Origin of the sequence: Vagococcus sp. AM17-17 (genome assembly GCF_003471765.1) — a bacterium.
Classification (GTDB): Bacteria; Bacillota; Bacilli; order Lactobacillales; family Vagococcaceae; genus Vagococcus; species Vagococcus teuberi.
In genome coordinates, this window is the sequence record NZ_QRJY01000001.1 from 497,126 (window position 1) to 516,168 (window position 19,043).

The window sequence follows — 19,043 nt, forward strand, 5'->3', positions numbered from 1 at the left end:
ATATTTATAAAATATAGCAAAGTGACAGCTAAAAGTATAATTTTTTAAGCTACTCTCAGCTGTCACTTTGCTATATTTTATTTTTTTAGTTTTCTTAATTTCTCTTGATAGGTTGTTACGTCAGACGCACTACAATAGACATAATGCCCTGGTACAATTTCTCGTAATTCTAAATCAGTCGCCTCAGTATCTGTTGGATGATATGTTGTTCTTACTCTATGACGCTCATATTCTGGATCTGGTAATGGGATAGCTGAGAGTAAACTTTCAGTATATGGATGTAAACCATATTTATAAATTTCTTCCGCGCTACCCACTTCTACTAATTTTCCAAAATACATCACACCTATTCTATCGCTAATGTATTTTACCATTGATAAATCATGGGCGATAAATAAGTATGTCAATTTTTGTTGTTCTTGTAATTCCTGTAAAAGATTAACAACTTGCGCTTGAATTGATACATCAAGAGCTGAAATCGGCTCATCACAAATAATAAATTTTGGTTCCACTGCAAGGGCACGTGCGATACCAATACGCTGACGTTGTCCTCCTGAAAACTCATGAGGATAACGTGTGCCATGACTTGGATCAAGACCAACTAGTTTTAATAATTCATTGACTCGTTTATTTCGTTCTTCATCGTTTTTAGCTAGTTTATGAATGTCAATTCCCTCAGCAATAATATCTCGTACTTTCATACGAGGATTTAAAGAGGCATAAGGATCTTGGTAAATCATCTGAACGTCACGACGGAATTTATTCATTCGATCACGACCCTTTATTGTCGTAATATCTTCACCATCGAAAATAATTTCGCCACCTGTTGGATTATACAAACGGATGATACTTCTTCCTGTTGTAGATTTCCCACAACCAGACTCACCTACTAAGCCAAATGTTTCGCCTTCGTTAATGTAGAAACTAATATCATTTACTGCTTTTACTTCGTCAGGACGACCGACATTAAAGTATTGTTTTAGATTTTTTACTTCTAAAAGTCTCGTTTTATTCGCTACTGTCATATAGTATCCTCCTTACGCAAACCTTTTTTGTATTCTTCTTGTCGTTTAACAATCTCTAATGGAGGTGTCACTTTTGGTGCGCCTGGTGTAAGTAACCAAGTTGCTGCATAATGAGTTGGCGACACTTCAAAAAATGGTGGAGCTTCAAGTTTATCAATTTCCATTGCATATTTATTTCTAGGATAGAAAGCATCCCCTGTTGGTGGATCCAATAAATCTGGTGGAGAGCCTGGGATGGCATATAGTTTTTCTTCTTTTGTTTCAAGTGTTGGCATCGAACTTAGTAACCCCCACGTATAAGGATGTTGTGGATTATAGAACACTTCATCTGAAGTCCCAATCTCCACAATTCGTCCTCCGTACATAACCGCGACTCTATCGGCAACATTTGCCACTACGCCTAAATCATGGGTAATAAAAATGATAGATGTTTGAATTTTATTTTGAATGTCTTTCATCAATTCAATAATCTGAGCTTGAATGGTAACATCTAAAGCCGTTGTTGGCTCATCAGCTATCAGAATTTCTGGATAACATATCAAGGCAATTGCAATAACGATACGTTGTCGTTGCCCTCCTGAAAATTGGTGAGGATAATTCTTTAAACGTTTCTCAGCGTTCGGAATACCAACTAATTTAAGTAAATCTAGTGCTCGATCCAATGCTTCTTTTTTACTAATTTTTTTATGTTTTCTAAGTGACTCTGCTACTTGATTTCCTATATTCATTGTTGGGTCAAGAGATGTCATCGGATCCTGAAAAATCATCGCAATATCTTTTCCTCGAATAGATTGCATCTCTTTTTCCGTTTTATTTAACAAGTTTTCACCTTTAAATAAAATATCTCCTTTAGTGATGTTGGCGTTATTCGCCAATAATCGCATAATCGCTCTTGATGTAACTGATTTACCAGAACCAGACTCACCAACAATAGCAAGTGTTTCGCCTTTATGTAAATCAAAGTTAACCCCACGAATCGCATGAACTTCACCAGCAAAAGTATCAAATGAAATATTTAAATCTTTTACTTCTAATATTTTTTCTACTGTCATTATGATTCCTCCTGTTAGTCGTTCATTTTCGGATCAAACGCATCACGTAACCCATCTGCTAACAGATTAAAACAAATCATGATAACAGATAGTGTGATTGCTGGCGCCCACATTAAATGAGGTAAAAATCTAAATGTTTTGTATCCTTCGTTAAGTAACGTTCCTAAAGAAGCTGTCGGTGGTGTTAAACCTAACCCGATAAAACTTAAAAAGGCTTCAAAGAAAATCGCTGACGGGATACTAAACATCATCTGAACAATAATTACCCCGGAAATATTTGGTAACACGTGTTTAAACGCAATTTTAGATTGTTTTTCTCCTAAAGTTGTCGCTGCCAAAACATATTCTTGGTCTTTGATTTTAAGTGTCTGAGCTCTGACAATACGAGCCATTGTAATCCAACCTGTTATAATCATTGCTAAAATAATGGATAACATCCCTGGTTTAAAAATCATTAGCATTAAAATCATCACAACTAAGTTTGGTATACCAGATAAAATCTCTAATATACGCTGCATGACGGTATCGACTCGTCCGCCCTTCATCCCCGATATCAGTCCGTAAATAACACCGAACGTTAAATCAAGAAAGGCAGCAGTTAAGGCAATAATTAAAGACATGCGTGTTCCCATCAATAAACGAGATAATTCATCTCGTCCTAAACCATCTGTCCCTAAAATAAAATACTCACCTTCTGGTACTTTAGCTTGTTCGTATTTATCTACTCTATTACCACCTACAATAGCTGTTCCATTAAATCCATTAATTGATACCCCAGGAATTTTTGGTGGCAAGTTAATGTATTGTGGGTTTTGTTTAGTTGGATTGTGTGGCGTAATCCAGATTGACCCAAACGCTACAATTGCGACAATCACTAATAAAATCATCGACACAACCGCCGCTTTATTTTTCTTTAATCGTCTCCATGAATCCTGCATGAAGTTTAGTGACGGTGCACTAATTTTTTCTCTTTCTAAATCTTTTGAAGGGGGTAATGGTTTAAACAAGTCTTTTGGTATATCTTTAACATTTATTTTTTCCATTAGTCTTTTCCTCCTTCTGATACTCGAATTCTTGGGTCAACAACACCATATAATAAGTCGACAATTAAGATCACTACGACTAACATTGTCGAAAATAGAATCGTTACAGCCATGATTGTTGGGTAGTCATTTGTCATAATTGATTTTACAAACTGCTCACCAATTCCTGGTATCGCAAAAATATTCTCAACTACTAGTGATCCTGTCATTAGTGAAACGGCTAATGGCCCTAAGAGTGTGATTAATGGAATTAAACTATTTCTTAATCCATGTCTAAACACTACTTGCATACGACTTAATCCTTTAGCTTTTGCTAATTCAATGTAATCACTGCTTAATACTTCTACCATCTCTGTTCTGATAAATCTTGCCGAGTCAGCCAGTGGCGACATCGCTAAGGCGAGTGTCGGTAAAATCGTAGAGGCAAATCCCTGATCCCATTTAGCAATTGGTAACACGCCAAGTTTAATTGCAAACACGTATTGTAATAACACGGCAAAGACGAAGTTCGGTATCGATCGGCCGAGTATTGCTATCAAGGTGGCGATAGTATCCACCCACGTGTTTTGCCGCATCGCAGCAATTGCTCCTAGTAGAATCCCAACTAACGTCCCGAAAATAATCGCTTGAGCACCAAGCTGAACAGATGGTCCCACACGTTCTTTCAACAGTTTTGAAACAGGTTGGTTTTTAAATTGAAATGACGTTCCAAAATCGCCTTTAACTACATTTGTCATATAAATACCGTACTGTTCAATGACTGGTTTATCTAAACCAGCTTGTTTATCCAATATTTCTTTTTGTTCAGGGGATAGTTTTTCTTGATTAGCATATGGTGATCCTGGTAATAATTTCATTAAAAAGAATGTAATGGTAATAATTAACCATAATGTTAATAGCATGTATCCTACCCGCTTAAGAAAGTACTTAGCAAAATTCCCCATTTAGTTTCCTCCTATAAGTAATTAAAAACACATTGACTTTTACTTTTAACTTCACTTAAAATAATATTTATTATACCTTTTCAAGAAAGTGGTCATTATGTCTAAAAAAATGATTATCAGTTTACTTATTTGTTACCTTATTGTTCCAGTTTTTAATCTTATTACTGGCCAACCTATTACAAAAATAGCCTTATCTAACGGGTATTTTATACTCTCTTTAGGCTTTTTGATTGTTGCTGGAATTATTATTGTCTTCTCATCTGGCTTTTTCGACCGATTCCAAGAACAAATGCATCAGTTATTCCATCGTAGAAAAAATAGAGAAAAGGAAGAGTTCACTCCCTTTTCTACGACATTTTCATTTTCTCCAGTTTACTGGTTAATAGTAGGTGTCATCCTAGTAGCTAGTAGCTTACTACTAATAATCATCTAACTAACTTAGCTTAATGATATAAATCATTAAGCTATTTTACTTTATAAGCCCATTTATAGTCATAACGAGCTCCAGCTGGATGAACCACGACATTTTTAATTTTTGGTGATCTTAAATGAGCTTCTGCAGATTGGATTAATGGAATCATTCCCATATCTTCCATGATGATATTTTCTGCATCAACCATATCTTGCCAACGTTTTTCAGGGTCAGAAACATTTGTTACACTTGCAGACTCGATTTTTTTATCATATTCAGCGTTTGAGTATTTCCCTCTATTATATGAACTTCCTGTAACAAACAAATCAACGAAACTACTTGGATCAGCATAATCTGCTACCCAACCACCATATACTGTACTAAAGTCACCACTGTTTGAACGTTCTAAACGAACAGCAAATGGTACTGGACTTAATTCAACTGTTAGACCATCTAACTCATCTTCAAGTGACCCCTTAATAAATTCAGTTGCTTTTTTAGTTGAATCATCATCAGAAGATAAGATGTTGATTTCAAATTTATCTTTACCTAATTCTTTTTTCGCTTTTTCCCAATAATCTTTGGCTTTTGTTGCATCATAGCCCACTTTATTTTTTGTTTCTTCAGAGAAGTCTTTTTTACTACTTGGTCCCTCAGCAACACCTGTTGGAACTAAACCTGTAGCGGCAACAGAACCATCTGATAAAATTTGTGTCGCTAATGCCTCACGATTAATTGAGTAAGCAACAGCTTTTCTAAAGTTCTCATTTCTAAATGGTGAGTCTTTGTCAGCTTGATTTAATTCTAAATAACGAACACCTGCTTCTTTATCAGTAACAAAATCTTCGCTGTTTGCCATTTGTTGTGCTAATTCACCATTTAGTTTAATATCTTCAACTTGTCCATCTTCATAAAGACTTAGACTGGTTGCATCAGATTTAACAACACTTACTTTAATCTTATCTAATTTCACGTTGTCTTTATCCCAATAAGTATCATTTTTTTCGTATGCCCACTCTGTATCAGTACCAGGTCCATCAAACTCAGCTAAAACAAACGGCCCATTATATACAGCATTTTCACTAGTTGCTGCGTATTTATCCCCATATTTTTCTACAATATCTTGACGTTGTGGCAAGAATGTTGAAAATGATAATAGTTTTTCGAAATAAGGTGTTGGTTTTTCCAAGGTAACCTCCAGCTCATAATCACCAACCGCTTTAATTCCTAATTCACTTTTATCCTTTTTACCAGCAGTGATCGCTTCAGCATTTTTCACTGCACCATGAAGGTAAGCATATTCAGACTGTGTTTTGGGATCAACTGTACGTTGCCAACCATAAACATAATCTTTCGCCGTAACAGGCTCGCCATCAGACCATTTAGACTCTTCACGTAATTTTACTTTATATGTTAGACCATCTTCACTGATTTCCACTTTTTCTTTTGCACCAGCTGGTTCAAGTTCTTGTTTATCATTTAAACGGTAAATCCCTTCATATACGTTATTTAACGCAACGGAACTAATAACATCCGTACTTAATGATAAATCAGCTGTTGGCATTTCTTGTGGCACGTTAACCGTAAAAACTTGTTCATCTGCTAATTCTTCTGTACCTCCTGAAGTGTTTTTACTACTAGGATCATTTTTTGCTGTATTATTACCACAGGCTACAAGCGTTAATACTGTTGCAGACATCAGTAAATACTTTATTTTCTTTTTCATTTAATGCTCCTCCTTTTAATTAGAAATAAATTAGAATAATCTAATAATATAATGAATATAATATATGATTGAGATGATAAAATCAATCATATTTCAAATTTATTTTCATAAAAGGATTGATTTTTGTTGAATTAACCTTAAAAAATACGTTTAAATCAATAGTTTGGGAAATAAAAAAACTTTCGAGGAAACGAGTTGATACTCATTTTTTCGAAAGTTTGTCATTTATTCTTTTTAAATGTTGATTTTATTCCACGTTTTACGACATCCATAAAACTTAATGAATGGACCATTTTTTCAGGATCAACATACTCTCTTACAGCTCGTAATACAACTTTTGGTTTTTTTGATGAAAAGGTATACGTGCCATTTTTCTTCGTTTGAATAGCATATCGCGGAATCCATTTCCCTTTAAACATAACCGAAGCCACAACATAGTCGACTTCTTCCCAAGGTATTTGGATAAATTTTCTTGGATCGCGACCATGATAAAACTCGAACCCTTTATCACCTATCATAATTTCACCGTAATCTGTTAATCCTGTATAAGCAGTTGCATCAATTACTAAATCAATTTTTGTGTTTAAAGACTGTACCACATTCTCACGTCCTTTTTACTATCATATCATTTTTAATCCAAAGAAGAAATCTCTAAATAAAAAGAGAGGTCAAAAGTTGACCTCTGCCTTTTATAGTAAGCCGATGACGTGTCCTAAAATACCAACGATGAATAAACCGATGATGATAACAATTGGACTAACTTTTTTCTTAAGCAACCACATACAGAAGAATGTTAATAATAATGGTGCTAAACCTGGGATTAATTGATCCAAGTTATTTTGTAATGTTGTGACTTTAACATCACTTAACGCACGACCAGAAGCAACTTCTTCAAACGCTTGTTTCACACCAGCCATACCATTTGGAAGATTTGCCCAGTCAACATAGGCTCCTTTATCTAATGGTACTTTGGAAACAATTGGTTTAAAATCAATGGATACCCATCTTTCCACCAGTGCTGCCAGAACAAACATCCCTAAAATAGAAGCACCTTTTGTCACGTCTTGCAATAACCCACCTGATAAATCATCAGTGATTTTAGATCCTGCACGGTAACCAAATTCTTGTGTGTACCACATGAATCCCCAACGAATAAGGTTCCATGCTACGAAGAAAATAATTGGCCCTAAAATACTTCCACCCATTGCTAGAGAAGCTCCAAGTGCTCCTAACATAGGACGTAAGGTAAACCAGAATACTGGATCTCCAACACCGGCAAGAGGTCCCATCATCCCAACTTTAACCCCTTGGATAGCCACATCATCAATATCCGAACCATTGGCACGCTCTTCTTCTAAGGCAAGTGTTACTCCTAAAATAGGAGAAGCAATGTATGGATGTGTATTAAAGAATTCCAAGTGACGTTTTAACGCTTCAGATTGCTCTTCTTTTGTTTTGTATAATTTTTTAATAGCTGGAATCATTGAGAATACCCAACCACCATTTTGCATACGTTCATAGTTCCAAGAGCCTTGGATAAATGTTGAACGCCACGCAACGGTCATACGATCTTTTTTCGATAATTCTATCTTTTCTGCCATTTTTTCTTTCCTCCTATATTAGTAATCGTTTAAAATATCGCCTAGTGGATCACCTGTGTTGCTTCCACCACCAGAATTTGATGAACCACCCATTTTAGACAAGTTAATGTAGATTAATGCAAAGGCAACACCTAATGCTCCTAATCCCATTAATGTGATATCTGAAATAGCGGCAATCACAAATCCCATTGCAAAGAATGGCCATACTTCTTTTGTTGCCATCATGTTAATAACCATTGCATACCCAACAGCTACTACCATTCCCCCACCAATTGCCATACCTTCTGTTAACCAAGCTGGCATTGATTCTAAAAAATGTTGTACTGTTTCAGCTGGAATAAATAAAAGTGCTGCTGCTGGAATGGCAATACGAATCCCTTGCATGCAAACAGCCATAATGTGTAAACGCTCAATTTTACCCATATTTCCTTCTTCAGCTGCGCTATCCATCATATGAACGATTGGTACAGCAAGTGTACGAACAATCATTGTTAAGAATAAGCCAGCAACTGCTAATGGAATAGCTACTGCGATTGAGGATGATACAGCATCTTTAACTGAAATTGATTGTGCTCCTAAAGCTTTAACTAAAATAATTGCTGATGCTACTGAAGCTAGAGCCGCGTCTGGTGCTACTGCTGCCCCAATGTTTGCCCAACCTAGAGCGATCATTTGTAGTGATCCTCCTAAAAGAATCCCAGCTTCTAAGTGTCCTGATACTAATCCGATTAACGTACAGGCAATTAATGGTTGGTGAAATTGAAACTCATCTAAAATCCCTTCCATTCCTGCAAAAAAGGCTACTATAATAATTAAAATAATTGATAATACAGACATGATATCCCTCCTATAATTTATTTAGCTAAATCTGTTTTAGCTTTTTTAAGCAACTCATCCATATTTGCTTTTGAATCATTTGGTACTTTACGTACGTCAAACTTCACACCATCTGCTTTTAACTGTTCAAACGCTTCTACGTCTTCTTGTCCCATTGAAAGAACTTTATTCACAACAACTTTTCCAACAGAGTGAGCTAAAGATCCAACGTTTACTTCATCAATCTTCACACCACCATCAATCACACGAACAACGTCTGCTGGATTTTCAAATAATAATAACGCACGTGTCCCACCAAAACGAGGGTCTTTTGCGATTTCTATCATTTTGCTTACTGGAATAACGTTAGCCTTAACCCCTGGAGGAGCTGCTTGCTCAATTAATTTCTTACGTAAGTCATCTTTTGCTACTGAATCTGACACAACGATGATACGTGTTGGATTAGTTGCTTTTGTCCAGGCTGTTGCCACTTGACCATGTAATAAACGAGAGTCAATACGAGCTAACACAAATTTAATTTTCCCATCACCTATCACTGTTCCTGGGGGGATTGAACCCATCTGTGCTTCAGGTTGTGCTACTTCTTTTTTCTCTTCTTCTGGTTCAAGTTCTTCTGGACGAACTTTGATTCCATCTTTACCAGTTGTGACAATTTGTGACGCAATTTTATGAGCACTTTCTTCAGATAATCTCATTGCGTACGCTTCAATCAACATTGGTAAGTTTAATCCACTAACAATAGCCCAATTGTCTTTGTGCTCTTCAAACAGTGTGTTTGCTTGATTGAAAGGTGTGCCTCCCCATAAATCAACTAGGAAAAGAACCTCATCTTGTTGATCAAACGTCTCAATTGCCTCAACAATTTTTTTCTTAACATCTTCTGGACCTTCACTTGGCATTAATGTAACAGCTTTAACATTTTCTTGTTCGCCAAAAATCATTGAACCAGATTGTAAGATTCCTTTAGCAAACTCACCATGACTTGCTAAAATAATTCCAACCATACTTTTGACCTCCTATTGTATCGCTTTCTTTTTGTCGTTTTTTGTTTGATTCTTTTTAAGTAATTGAATCAAACCCACAGGACTATCAGAAACAACTTTCCTAATCTCGATTGACACGCCTCTGTCATCTAGATAACAAAAAGCATCCTCATCAACCTCATCAACAGCTACAGCATTAGTTAACATGTATTTTCCTTTTTGATAACTCATGCCGCCAACATTCACACTATCAATAATGACACCAGCTTCTACCACTCGTTTAACGTCTGTTGGATTAGTAAATAATAGCATCGCTTTAATCGAATCATTAAACCGCGGATCATGATAAACTTCTATCATTTTTGCAACTGGTATAACATTGACAACAATGTTGGGTGGAGCTGCTTGAATTAGCAACGTTTTTCTAAGTGAATCCTGCGCTACATCATCACTGACAACTAGAATACGATTTATTTTTGAATGTTTTGTCCAGACTGTAGCTACCTGTCCATGAATTAACCTGTCATCGATACGAACTAAACGAATATCCATATGATGCCCCCTTCTTCTTCACACTAAACATTCCATTAAATATATAAGCAATTACTGTGCCAACTTTTCAAAACATACCATTATCAATGATTTAAACAAAAAAAGATACACTAGTAAAAGTGTATCTTTAGTGTATTAATACAGTGTTGGTAATTGATTGTCGATAATTTTGATAACATACACAAATTCATCTTTTGGAATATTAAGATGAAATAGGTGTTCTAATAATTCTAGACTGTTTTTTAAAGTATCTAAGTACTGACAATTAGCTAATTGATTTAGTTCTTCTTGGTTAGCTGTTAGTGTATCATTTTTTAGAATTCTCTCTACCATTCCGGCTAGGTGCATACTCAAAGACATGTAGAATGAGTAATCTTGTTGGTTACACAGAATATCCTCATCAATCTGTTGAGAGAGTTGCCACAGAGGATCAATTAATTTAACTGGATTAATAAATGTAAAGTATTCCGTCATATAGTCTAAACATGTTTGTCTAGCTGTTACTTCATTCAAAGTGACACTATCATCTAAATCTAGTGTATTGGATACAATACTTCCGATATAGGTTGGTCCATCTTTAGAAAAAAGTTGATCCATTGTCACAAATGGAATGGATAAATTAGGATTTTTGATTCCAGTACTAGCCAAAAGATGGTATTGTGCTTGAATGTCATCTATTTGTGTATCTAAGTCTGCTATTGACATTGTGATAACTTCAATATCTTCTTCCATATAAAGCATTAAATAATCATTAATCAGCTCTTTCATTCGTTGTGCTGTTCCCTTACCAGAAGCACAAATAGCTAAAATGGCCTTAGGCTTGTCCAGCTCTTCAATTGATTCAGATAGTTCCTTAGCATGATAGCCATGAAAATGACTTAGTGATTCATACAAATCAACCAAATCTCCTTCGAGCAAGCTTGATTTTCTCCCTGCTTCTAATACCAAAGCTGTGGTTACCATATCAATAATTTTGACATCAATGGATGTGCGTTCTTTTATGTCGTCGGTAAATGTCGTTAAAGAACCCATATCAACTAGTAACAACACACCACTGCCTTCATCAACTTGTCGTACTTCATGAACTACTTTTTCTAAAGCCTCATTTGGCTTCATATCTAAAGGCATGTCCACTGCCCGAATATTATTAATCTTCAATAATTGGCTGACCACTTCTACCATACTTGAGGCAGTACTTCTGCCATGTGCAGCGACAATAATCCCAATACGCCCTTTCTTTACGGACTCGTTTAAAGAAATAAGTAACACTGTTAGATAATTAATTTCTGATTGCGGAAGAATGACTTGATGTTCTGCTTCAATAATTTGTTTAAATACTTTAGCCACACGATGTTCATTAGGATAATCTTCTATCATATTAATAATATTCTCGTCATTACCTGTTTCAATTTTAATTCCCTCGTTATAACGATTTAAAAAAGAGCTAATATGTAAACCTATTGCATATAAAAAGTTCTGTTCAAACTTATAGCCAACTTGTTCTGTTGCATATTCATATAATTTACGCGTTGTTTTGATTATTTTACTATCTATAATTTCACCTAACTTATTTTCCGAATCAAAATTAAAGCCATGATTACGATAAAATGATTTTAAATGCACATTGATGTCTGTCGTAATAAAATGATTGATGGCTTCTTGATTAAATCCATCTTCTTTTAGCAAAGCTGCTTTATCCCCAATAATTTCATATAAATTATAAGGTAATTCGTAACTATCTCCCTCGTATGTATCAAACGATTCATTTGGGGAAATGATCATCTTTGACTCAAGAATTTGAGTTAACTCAGACAATGTTGTGCGATCTGTGGCTAATTGAACTAAGCCTTCCTTAATGCCATCATTTAGCTCATCCATAGTTATCGTTACATCGGATTGGTCCATATGTTTTAAAAATGATTGTGCCGTAACGAGTTGAATATTTGACTTTAATTGTCCCACATTTCCATATGAGACACTCCCAATTAATGCTTTCACCACATCTTCTGTTAGAACGATACGACGATTAATTCGTTTAGCTTCAATAATCATCATATTTTTTACTAGTTCAACCTTTTCTTTAGCACTTCTTTCTTTAAACGTTGGCAATTTAATCGTAATAGGAATACGTCTAACAAACGTATTTAGTAAAGCTGAACTAGGGTCTTCCGTTGTCGCACATATGATTCGAACATTAGCTTCTCTATTTTTAGTTGATTCACCAAGCTTAGAATACTTTCCATTATCCATAAAATAAAAAATCATTTCTTGTCCTTCAGGGGGCAGTCGATGAATTTCATCGAGAAATAGGTAACTATCATTGGCTAAGCTTATTAACCCATCTTTTTCTTCGTCTGCTCCAGTAAACGCACCCTTAATATGACCAAACAAGTGACTCATCAATAACTCTGGATTACTCGCATAGTCCGCACAGTTGAAAACAATCAATTCTTTTTTCTCATCTAAAACGTGTTGCTGCTTGGCATATTGAAACATAGTATGAGCAAAATAGGTTTTTCCTGACCCTGTTGGTCCTGTAATTAAGCAATTTAATCCATTTGGTGGGTATAAAATCGCGGCTTTTGCTTGCATAATTGCATTTTTCATACTGGCATTTATTCCGATAATTCGTTTAAATATATCATCATTCTCATAAAAACGAGTCGTTTCTGGTACAAAGATGGATTCTTTTTGCTCCTGATAACTTGGAACATACTTTGAAAATGGTTTGTGTTGAAAAATTGATTTTGTTACATATCTAACAGGTCGACCATCTAACTTTTCAACTATCCCTTCTCGAACAAGTGTATTCAAATCCTTACTGGCATTTGATCGTTGAATACCTAAATAGTCGGCTACTTCCTTTGTTGTAACACCAGAGTCCATTTTTAGCTCATTTGGTGACAAATTTTTAGTTTGGTCAACAACATAATTATATACTTGATCAATTCGTTTCATTTTTAACCTCCTAAAAGCAATACACTATCTTTATTGTATACTAGTGTATTACTTTTAGGAAATATAAAATATAAAAAAGACCTCGTTCACACGAAGTCTTCATACTACTATTTTACAAATTTTGCAGATTGTTCACCAGCTTGGCGACCAAATACGATGATATCACCAACTGAGTTTCCACCAATACGGTTGCTACCATGTAACCCACCAGTCACTTCTCCAGCAGCATACAATCCAGTAATTGGCTTGTTGTCTTTGTTTAATACTTCTGTTTTATCGTTGATTTTTACACCACCCATTGTGTAATGAATACCTGGGGCAATCTTAATCGCATAATATGGACCTTTGTTTAATGCATTGTCCATACCAGTTTCACGAGAAAATTCTGTATCGGATTTCGCTTCAACTGCTTTGTTCCAATCTTGAACAGTCGTGTCTAATGTTTTACCATCCATGTCGATTTCTTTAGCTAATGCTTCGATTGAATCAGCAGATTTTACAAATCCTTGTTTTTCATAAAAATTAATTGCTTTTACTCTTTCTTTAACACCTGCATCAAAAATTAAATAAGCAGATTTATCAGGTAATGCAGTAATAGCAGCTGATACATTATCACGTGTTCCCATTTCATTTGTGAATCGTTTACCATCTTGATTAACCAAAATAGCTCCTTCACCACGAACCGCTTCACCAATTAAGATACCTTTATCTTGTTGAACAGTAGGGTGAATTTGAATTTGATCCATATCAACTGTTTGACCACCTAATTTTTCAATCATTCTAATACCGTCACCAGTACTACCTTCTTGGTTAGTTGTCACATAACCTTTAAGTTCAGGTTTTTCTTTTTCTAACATTTCTGGATTAGCTCCATATCCACCAGTTGTCACAACAACGGCTTTACCATGTACTTCTTTCTCTTTGCCTTCAACAGTTACTTTAACACCATCAACAACTGAATCTTTTTCTAAAATCTCTGTTACATCAGCATTAACAAAAATTGGAATTTCTTTTTCATGTATATTGTTTAATAATCCATGAACTAAGTATTCGCCAACTGCTGAGCCATCTTCAGGTCTATGCGTTCTTTTTTCACTCATTCCACCTGTGATTGTTAAGTTGTTTAACTTAATCCCCATTGAATCTAACCAGTCTATTGCACTTGCTGAATTGTCAACATAATAACGAAGTAGTTCTTTATCGTTTGTATTATGTCCACCTTTTAATGTTTCTTCATAAAACTTATCATTAGAGTCTGTAATCCCCGCTTCTTTTTGGAATTTTGTTTCTGAAGCATTCATCCCACTTGAGGCTTTCAATGTGTTTCCACCAGCAACAGGCATTTTCTCTAAAATAACTGGGTTTTTACCTTCTTCTTTCGCTTGCAAAGCAGCTGACATTCCTGCTCCACCGGCTCCGACAATAATAATATCGTACTCATCTTTCATCTCTTTAGGGTCAGTGTATTTTTGTTCTGACGCCCCTGAAGTGACATCTGACGTACTTGCTTTTGTAGATGAACTTTCTACAGTTTTTTCCGAAGATTTTTGTCCCCCACAACCTGACAATAGCATCAGCGTCGCAAAACTAATTGTTAATGATTTGAATAGTTTAGTTTTCATAAGTCTAATCCCCTTTTTTTATTGTTAAATTACTAACATACTTTAAAAAATAATAACTTAAACACGTTAATTTAACAATAAAAAAATAAGTATTTTTTTCACAATTTATCTATTTTTAATGAAACTAAGTCTTTTTTCATATGTTATGTCTCAACTAAATAATTTTTTGTGTAGATTTTTTGAATAACTTTATCCAATTTCTCAATATCTCTCAACATCATGGGGTACTCAAAAAAATGGATGACAGAGTTTGAATACTCTTTATTTTTTAAAACGTTTGGGACATTGGTCAATATGATATCGATAGTTACGTCACTTGTATTGATAAATTCAATATGATAATCACCTGAATATCGTTTTATTATATCATTTTCAAGTAGCGTCTTCTTTAAATACGGCAAATCACTTTCAATTAGTACTTTAATCGTCGGTTCAAAATGAGTTAAAGGTTTTATCATGGAAAAGAGCATCATGTATTTTTGCATTAAAAAGGGGCGTTGCAAAAAAAGGACATTGTTTGTTTGAATATAAAGCTTGTCTATGATTTGATGAAGTTGAGATGTTAAAACAGTGTATTTATTTTGCCACTCTCTTATATTATTACAGCCATCATCGGTTAAAATAACGTAACGAAACATTCTACAAAATAAATGAGTACAAAAGGTTGTTAAAAAAAAAGAGTGATAAAACTCTGATGGAATTGGGTGTAACTCTGTATGAAATTTTTCAACAAAATGGTTAGTAGTCTCATAAACATCAGATCCATTAAGTTTATGATACTCGAGCGTCTGTTTAATGAATGGTTTAGACTGGTAAACATTGATTCTCAGTTGAATGAGTAACATATAAAAATAGATTTCAGCTGTTAATTCCTGCCTCCTTTTGATAAAAACTAAAGATAGAAACGGCATCTCATCCATTACTCGATTTATATCAACATAGTTTTGCCAATGAGCTTCAAGTTCAATTGGATGATTTTTGCCCATTCGAAATAAATTAATGGCTAACATATAACCTAATTGCTTTCGTTGAGTACGAGTTAATTTCATAGATAAAGACTCATCTAAGCTATCAATTACTTCATATACTTTATTTTGACTTACTTGTCTAAACGGCCAATCATGACCTTTTAGTCCATACCATACCACATAGTAGGTAAGCAATCTAATTTGTTTCTCCTCTCCAATAATTTTAAAACTTATATTTGATAATGATAAATGATATCGTTTTAAATAATAGCGAATTTTTTTTACACTTTTTCTGACCTTGCTCTCACTAATATAATGTTCCATTGCATATTTTGTGACCGACTGAAATTCTTCAAAGAAAATGTCTCTTAACATAATGAACGTTTCATCTTGTTCTAAAACTAACTGTTTAAACCGGTGAAGACCATGACCTTTTGGTGTTTCAAGATGAACCCCTTTATATTTTTCATAACTTAAAAACAACCTATCGTTTTCTTCTTCTCCTTCATTAAACTGATCAATACAATCCTTTAAATGAATGATATAACGTTGGATAGTTCTTTCTACCACATTCAGTTTTTCACTAATTTCATGGATAGTATACCACTCATTTTTTTCGGATATGATTGATAGAATCGATAAAATATTTCGACTATTGGTATCTAATAACATAAATAAATCTGTTTCCATATCTATGACTCCTATCTGTATGACAGTTATCAAAAAAATCGACTAGGACGCCCTCGCGTTAATACTAAATCAAGCGGAATAATTTTCATTACTCCGCTTGATTAAAAGATATGTTCAAAAGAAATGTCGACTAAACTGTCAAACAATTATTAATCCCATTCATCTACAAGATTATCTAATTCTTTTTCATTATAGTTTTCGTATTTATCTATTTCATGTAATATTCTTTTGATTTCATGAATGGCTTTTTTTTCTTCAAACCAGCATTTCACTGATTTTTCATGACCTTTTTCCATTTCATCGTCAATTTTAGCTAATGTTTCATCTAAATTTGTTAAAATATTAGAGATTTTGTTGATTGATTTTTCTTCTTTTTTTTCATAGTCTGTCATTGTTAGCACGTCCTATTCTTTATTTTTGTAATTCTAGAGGTAATTTCACATCATAAGTGTGTTCAACTTTATCGCTGTCATCACTTTTTTTGTGTCCGTCAAATGTTAACTTAATTTCTTTTACTTGATCAGCTTGTTCTAATTTATCAAATGTAAAGTAAACATGTCCGTCTTTTTGTTTGTCTTTAGCAAAGATATCTTCCCAATAATCTCTGAAGTGTTTTCCTTTTATTTCAGTTCCATCTTTTAAGACTAATACTGCATCACTTGGATGGATGCTAACATCTTCTTTTCCATCATTTTTTAAAGTAAAGTCCATAGACATTAAGCCTTTGTATTCATTATTTTCTTTGTCTTTATATTTATCCACTTCAGCAATTTTTACTTTGTCAATTTTAAAATCAACGTTTTCCCAGCTTTTATCTTGCCAGTCAGTATCGTATTTCGCTTCTAATTTTACTCTAGGATCATTATCCCCTTTGATAATTTCTTTAAATGAACCATCATCTTTTAAGCTAACACTTTCAACATCAACTTTTTCACCGTCTTTTAACTTTTCTGTTGTAGATGATACAGTACCTGCTTCAACTGTTCCTTTTACTTCTTCTTTTGATCCACAGCCACCTAAAAGTAATAGTAATGTTGCTCCGACAGTGACACTTAATAATGCAGTTTTTTTCATGATTGTTCCTCCTGATTTTAACTAACGTCTAATAATAATTAGTTATTTAATTGATTCAATATAAGTATTATATTTTTTAATTTTATCTAATTCATGAATATTATTTTCTTATTTTTTGATACATTAAGAAATACAATTTCACACTTTATTCAATATGTTTTTAGTGTTCTGGTCTAACTGTTGTTTTTTTTGGTTCGTCATGACACAAAATTCTTGCATGATTTAATTCTTTTATTGCCTCATTAAAATCTTTTGCAAAAGCATTTGCCACATTTTGTCCCATATCAGCACGACACACAAAGCGTTGTACAATCGTGTCTTGCATATCTTTAGGGAACGGATAAGAAGGGACTTGCCATCCACGCATTTGCAAACGATCTGATAAATCATATAGTGACCACTCAACATTAGCATCTTCTCTTAATGTAAAGCAGACAATTGGTAAGTTTTCGCCAGTATTAAACATTTTAAATAGACCAGTGTCTTCTACTGTTTTAGCTAATGACATTGCCACACGTTTAGTACGCTCATGAATTTCTTTGTAGCCATTAAATCCAAAACGATAGAAATTATAGTATTGACCAATAATTTGGCTAGCACTTCTAGAAAAATTAATTGCCATTGTTGGCATGACACTACCTAAGTAACTCACTTCAAAAACTAGTTCTTTTGGTAAATACGCTTCATCTTTCCACAGTACCCATCCAACACCTGGGTAAACTAAGCCATATTTATGACCAGATGAGTTGATAGAAACCACATTTTTTAATCTAAAATCCCATAATAAATCTGGTTCGATAAATGGTACGAATAAACCACCGCTTGCTGCATCCACATGAATCACTAAATCTTGATTGTGTGTTTGATTGTATTCTTCAACCAACTCATCTAATTTTTTAATGTCATCAAATTTCCCTGTATAAGTAATACCTAAAATACCGACAATTCCAATCGTATACTCATCAACATAATCCATGACAGTATCTGTATTGATACTTAAATGCTCACTATCAACTGGAACTTCACGCATTTCAATATCCCAATACACACAGAATTTTTCCCAACATACTTGATAAGCAGATGAAATAACTAAGTTTGGGCGTTTGACATTGATATCTAATCCATTTTTCTGAGCACGATCTCGCCATCTAAATTTCATCGCCATACCACCAAGCATACAAGCTTCACTTGAGCCAACAGTTGAAGTCCCCATCACACGATCTCGGTTTGGTGCATGCCATAAGTCAGCAATCATCTTCACACATTTTTGTTCCAAAGCTGTGGTTTGTGGGTATTCCGATTTGTCTATAGCATTTTTTTCCATTGTCTCAGCCATAATCTCTGTGGCTTCTGGTTCCATATAAGTTTGGCAAAACGTCGCCAAGTTTTGACGAGCATTTCCTTCATTGATTAATTCGTCTTTTATTAAACGATAAGCAATCGAGGGATTAATTGGATCCATTCTCATTTTGTCCAACATTACTGCTTCTTCTGATGCATTTGAGCCAAATATAGGTACGACTGATTGATTTTTTTCGCTAGTCATAACTAGACCT

17 protein-coding genes are annotated in these 19,043 nt (G+C 34.4%); 1 reads left to right on the forward strand and 16 read right to left on the reverse strand.

The features are described from left to right. Positions 1 to 77: 77 nt before the first annotated feature. From DW196_RS02395 to opp3b, 4 genes are read right to left on the reverse strand one after another with little or no spacing between them, the layout of a single operon-like run. Complete coding sequence (locus tag DW196_RS02395) at positions 78 to 1,025, reverse strand: ABC transporter ATP-binding protein (protein WP_118249826.1); 948 nt, start codon at positions 1,023 to 1,025, stop codon at positions 78 to 80. After that, positions 1,022 to 2,077: an ABC transporter ATP-binding protein gene (locus DW196_RS02400; protein ID WP_118249828.1), complete on the reverse strand. Its 1,056-nt coding sequence runs from the start codon at positions 2,075 to 2,077 to the stop codon at positions 1,022 to 1,024. Before DW196_RS02400 ends, DW196_RS02395 begins: the two co-directional genes overlap by 4 nt. 14 nt (positions 2,078 to 2,091) lie before the next feature. Then, positions 2,092 to 3,120, reverse strand: coding sequence for an oligopeptide ABC transporter permease (gene opp3C / locus DW196_RS02405; protein ID WP_071457159.1), 1,029 nt, complete (start codon positions 3,118 to 3,120; stop codon positions 2,092 to 2,094). Beyond that, complete coding sequence (opp3b, locus tag DW196_RS02410) at positions 3,120 to 4,064, reverse strand: oligopeptide ABC transporter permease (RefSeq protein ID WP_071457160.1); 945 nt, start codon at positions 4,062 to 4,064, stop codon at positions 3,120 to 3,122. The genes opp3C and opp3b overlap by 1 nt, the downstream gene beginning before the upstream one ends. Before the next feature lie 97 nt (positions 4,065 to 4,161). Here opp3b and DW196_RS02415 point away from each other — a divergent pair, with 97 nt between their 5' ends. Beyond that, positions 4,162 to 4,497, forward strand: coding sequence for a DUF3899 domain-containing protein (locus tag DW196_RS02415; RefSeq protein WP_118249830.1), 336 nt, complete (start codon positions 4,162 to 4,164; stop codon positions 4,495 to 4,497). Positions 4,498 to 4,528: 31 nt separating this feature from the next. Here the strand turns inward: DW196_RS02415 and DW196_RS02420 are convergent, their stop codons facing one another. The 12 genes from DW196_RS02420 to DW196_RS02475 form a co-directional block, all read right to left on the reverse strand. Next, positions 4,529 to 6,202, reverse strand: a complete 1,674-nt coding sequence (locus DW196_RS02420) for a peptide ABC transporter substrate-binding protein (RefSeq protein ID WP_118249832.1) — start codon at positions 6,200 to 6,202, stop codon at positions 4,529 to 4,531. Positions 6,203 to 6,423: 221 nt separating this feature from the next. Then, the gene (locus tag DW196_RS02425; protein ID WP_071457163.1) at positions 6,424 to 6,801 is read right to left on the reverse strand and encodes a DUF956 family protein; all 378 of its coding nucleotides are present in this window, start codon (positions 6,799 to 6,801) and stop codon (positions 6,424 to 6,426) included. Positions 6,802 to 6,891: 90 nt separating this feature from the next. Next, the gene (locus DW196_RS02430; protein ID WP_118249834.1) at positions 6,892 to 7,803 is read right to left on the reverse strand and encodes a PTS system mannose/fructose/sorbose family transporter subunit IID; all 912 of its coding nucleotides are present in this window, start codon (positions 7,801 to 7,803) and stop codon (positions 6,892 to 6,894) included. Positions 7,804 to 7,821: 18 nt separating this feature from the next. Further along, a complete protein-coding gene (locus DW196_RS02435; protein ID WP_071457165.1) occupies positions 7,822 to 8,640 on the reverse strand; it encodes a PTS mannose/fructose/sorbose transporter subunit IIC in 819 nt (272 codons plus the stop codon). A gap of 17 nt (positions 8,641 to 8,657) precedes the next feature. Continuing rightward, positions 8,658 to 9,644: a mannose/fructose/sorbose PTS transporter subunit IIA gene (locus tag DW196_RS02440; protein ID WP_071457166.1), complete on the reverse strand. Its 987-nt coding sequence runs from the start codon at positions 9,642 to 9,644 to the stop codon at positions 8,658 to 8,660. A 12-nt stretch (positions 9,645 to 9,656) separates the two neighbouring features. Continuing rightward, the gene (locus DW196_RS02445) at positions 9,657 to 10,175 is read right to left on the reverse strand and encodes a mannose/fructose/sorbose PTS transporter subunit IIB (protein ID WP_079347797.1); all 519 of its coding nucleotides are present in this window, start codon (positions 10,173 to 10,175) and stop codon (positions 9,657 to 9,659) included. A gap of 135 nt (positions 10,176 to 10,310) precedes the next feature. Then, positions 10,311 to 13,133, reverse strand: a complete 2,823-nt coding sequence (locus DW196_RS02450; RefSeq protein ID WP_118249836.1) for a sigma-54-dependent transcriptional regulator — start codon at positions 13,131 to 13,133, stop codon at positions 10,311 to 10,313. Positions 13,134 to 13,240: 107 nt separating this feature from the next. Continuing rightward, the gene (locus DW196_RS02455) at positions 13,241 to 14,755 is read right to left on the reverse strand and encodes a flavocytochrome c (protein WP_118249838.1); all 1,515 of its coding nucleotides are present in this window, start codon (positions 14,753 to 14,755) and stop codon (positions 13,241 to 13,243) included. 143 nt (positions 14,756 to 14,898) lie between these two features. After that, complete coding sequence (locus DW196_RS02460; protein WP_118249840.1) at positions 14,899 to 16,413, reverse strand: helix-turn-helix domain-containing protein; 1,515 nt, start codon at positions 16,411 to 16,413, stop codon at positions 14,899 to 14,901. 149 nt (positions 16,414 to 16,562) lie between these two features. Beyond that, on the reverse strand, positions 16,563 to 16,805 hold the full coding sequence (locus DW196_RS02465) for a hypothetical protein (protein ID WP_118249842.1): 243 nt from the start codon (positions 16,803 to 16,805) through the stop codon (positions 16,563 to 16,565). Positions 16,806 to 16,824: 19 nt separating this feature from the next. Beyond that, positions 16,825 to 17,487 carry a hypothetical protein gene (locus tag DW196_RS02470; protein WP_118249844.1) on the reverse strand — a complete coding sequence of 221 codons (663 nt, stop codon included), beginning with the start codon at positions 17,485 to 17,487 and terminating at the stop codon, positions 16,825 to 16,827. A gap of 160 nt (positions 17,488 to 17,647) precedes the next feature. Next, complete coding sequence (locus DW196_RS02475; protein ID WP_118249846.1) at positions 17,648 to 19,033, reverse strand: glutamate decarboxylase; 1,386 nt, start codon at positions 19,031 to 19,033, stop codon at positions 17,648 to 17,650. Positions 19,034 to 19,043 lie beyond the last annotated feature (10 nt).

What these genes read in the sequence shown, in the direction of transcription:
- DW196_RS02395 (WP_118249826.1), bottom strand. Translation starts at nt 1,025, where the DNA reads ATGACAGTAGCGAATAAAACGAGACTTTTAGAAGTAAAAAATCTAAAA.
- DW196_RS02400 (WP_118249828.1), bottom strand. Translation starts at nt 2,077, where the DNA reads ATGACAGTAGAAAAAATATTAGAAGTAAAAGATTTAAATATTTCATTT.
- opp3C (WP_071457159.1), bottom strand. Translation starts at nt 3,120, where the DNA reads ATGGAAAAAATAAATGTTAAAGATATACCAAAAGACTTGTTTAAACCA.
- opp3b (WP_071457160.1), bottom strand. Translation starts at nt 4,064, where the DNA reads ATGGGGAATTTTGCTAAGTACTTTCTTAAGCGGGTAGGATACATGCTA.
- DW196_RS02415 (WP_118249830.1), top strand. Translation starts at nt 4,162, where the DNA reads ATGTCTAAAAAAATGATTATCAGTTTACTTATTTGTTACCTTATTGTT.
- DW196_RS02420 (WP_118249832.1), bottom strand. Translation starts at nt 6,202, where the DNA reads ATGAAAAAGAAAATAAAGTATTTACTGATGTCTGCAACAGTATTAACG.
- DW196_RS02430 (WP_118249834.1), bottom strand. Translation starts at nt 7,803, where the DNA reads ATGGCAGAAAAGATAGAATTATCGAAAAAAGATCGTATGACCGTTGCG.
- DW196_RS02435 (WP_071457165.1), bottom strand. Translation starts at nt 8,640, where the DNA reads ATGTCTGTATTATCAATTATTTTAATTATTATAGTAGCCTTTTTTGCA.
- DW196_RS02440 (WP_071457166.1), bottom strand. Translation starts at nt 9,644, where the DNA reads ATGGTTGGAATTATTTTAGCAAGTCATGGTGAGTTTGCTAAAGGAATC.
- DW196_RS02445 (WP_079347797.1), bottom strand. Translation starts at nt 10,175, where the DNA reads ATGGATATTCGTTTAGTTCGTATCGATGACAGGTTAATTCATGGACAG.
- DW196_RS02450 (WP_118249836.1), bottom strand. Translation starts at nt 13,133, where the DNA reads ATGAAACGAATTGATCAAGTATATAATTATGTTGTTGACCAAACTAAA.
- DW196_RS02455 (WP_118249838.1), bottom strand. Translation starts at nt 14,755, where the DNA reads ATGAAAACTAAACTATTCAAATCATTAACAATTAGTTTTGCGACGCTG.
- DW196_RS02460 (WP_118249840.1), bottom strand. Translation starts at nt 16,413, where the DNA reads ATGGAAACAGATTTATTTATGTTATTAGATACCAATAGTCGAAATATT.
- DW196_RS02465 (WP_118249842.1), bottom strand. Translation starts at nt 16,805, where the DNA reads ATGACAGACTATGAAAAAAAAGAAGAAAAATCAATCAACAAAATCTCT.
- DW196_RS02470 (WP_118249844.1), bottom strand. Translation starts at nt 17,487, where the DNA reads ATGAAAAAAACTGCATTATTAAGTGTCACTGTCGGAGCAACATTACTA.
- DW196_RS02475 (WP_118249846.1), bottom strand. Translation starts at nt 19,033, where the DNA reads ATGACTAGCGAAAAAAATCAATCAGTCGTACCTATATTTGGCTCAAAT.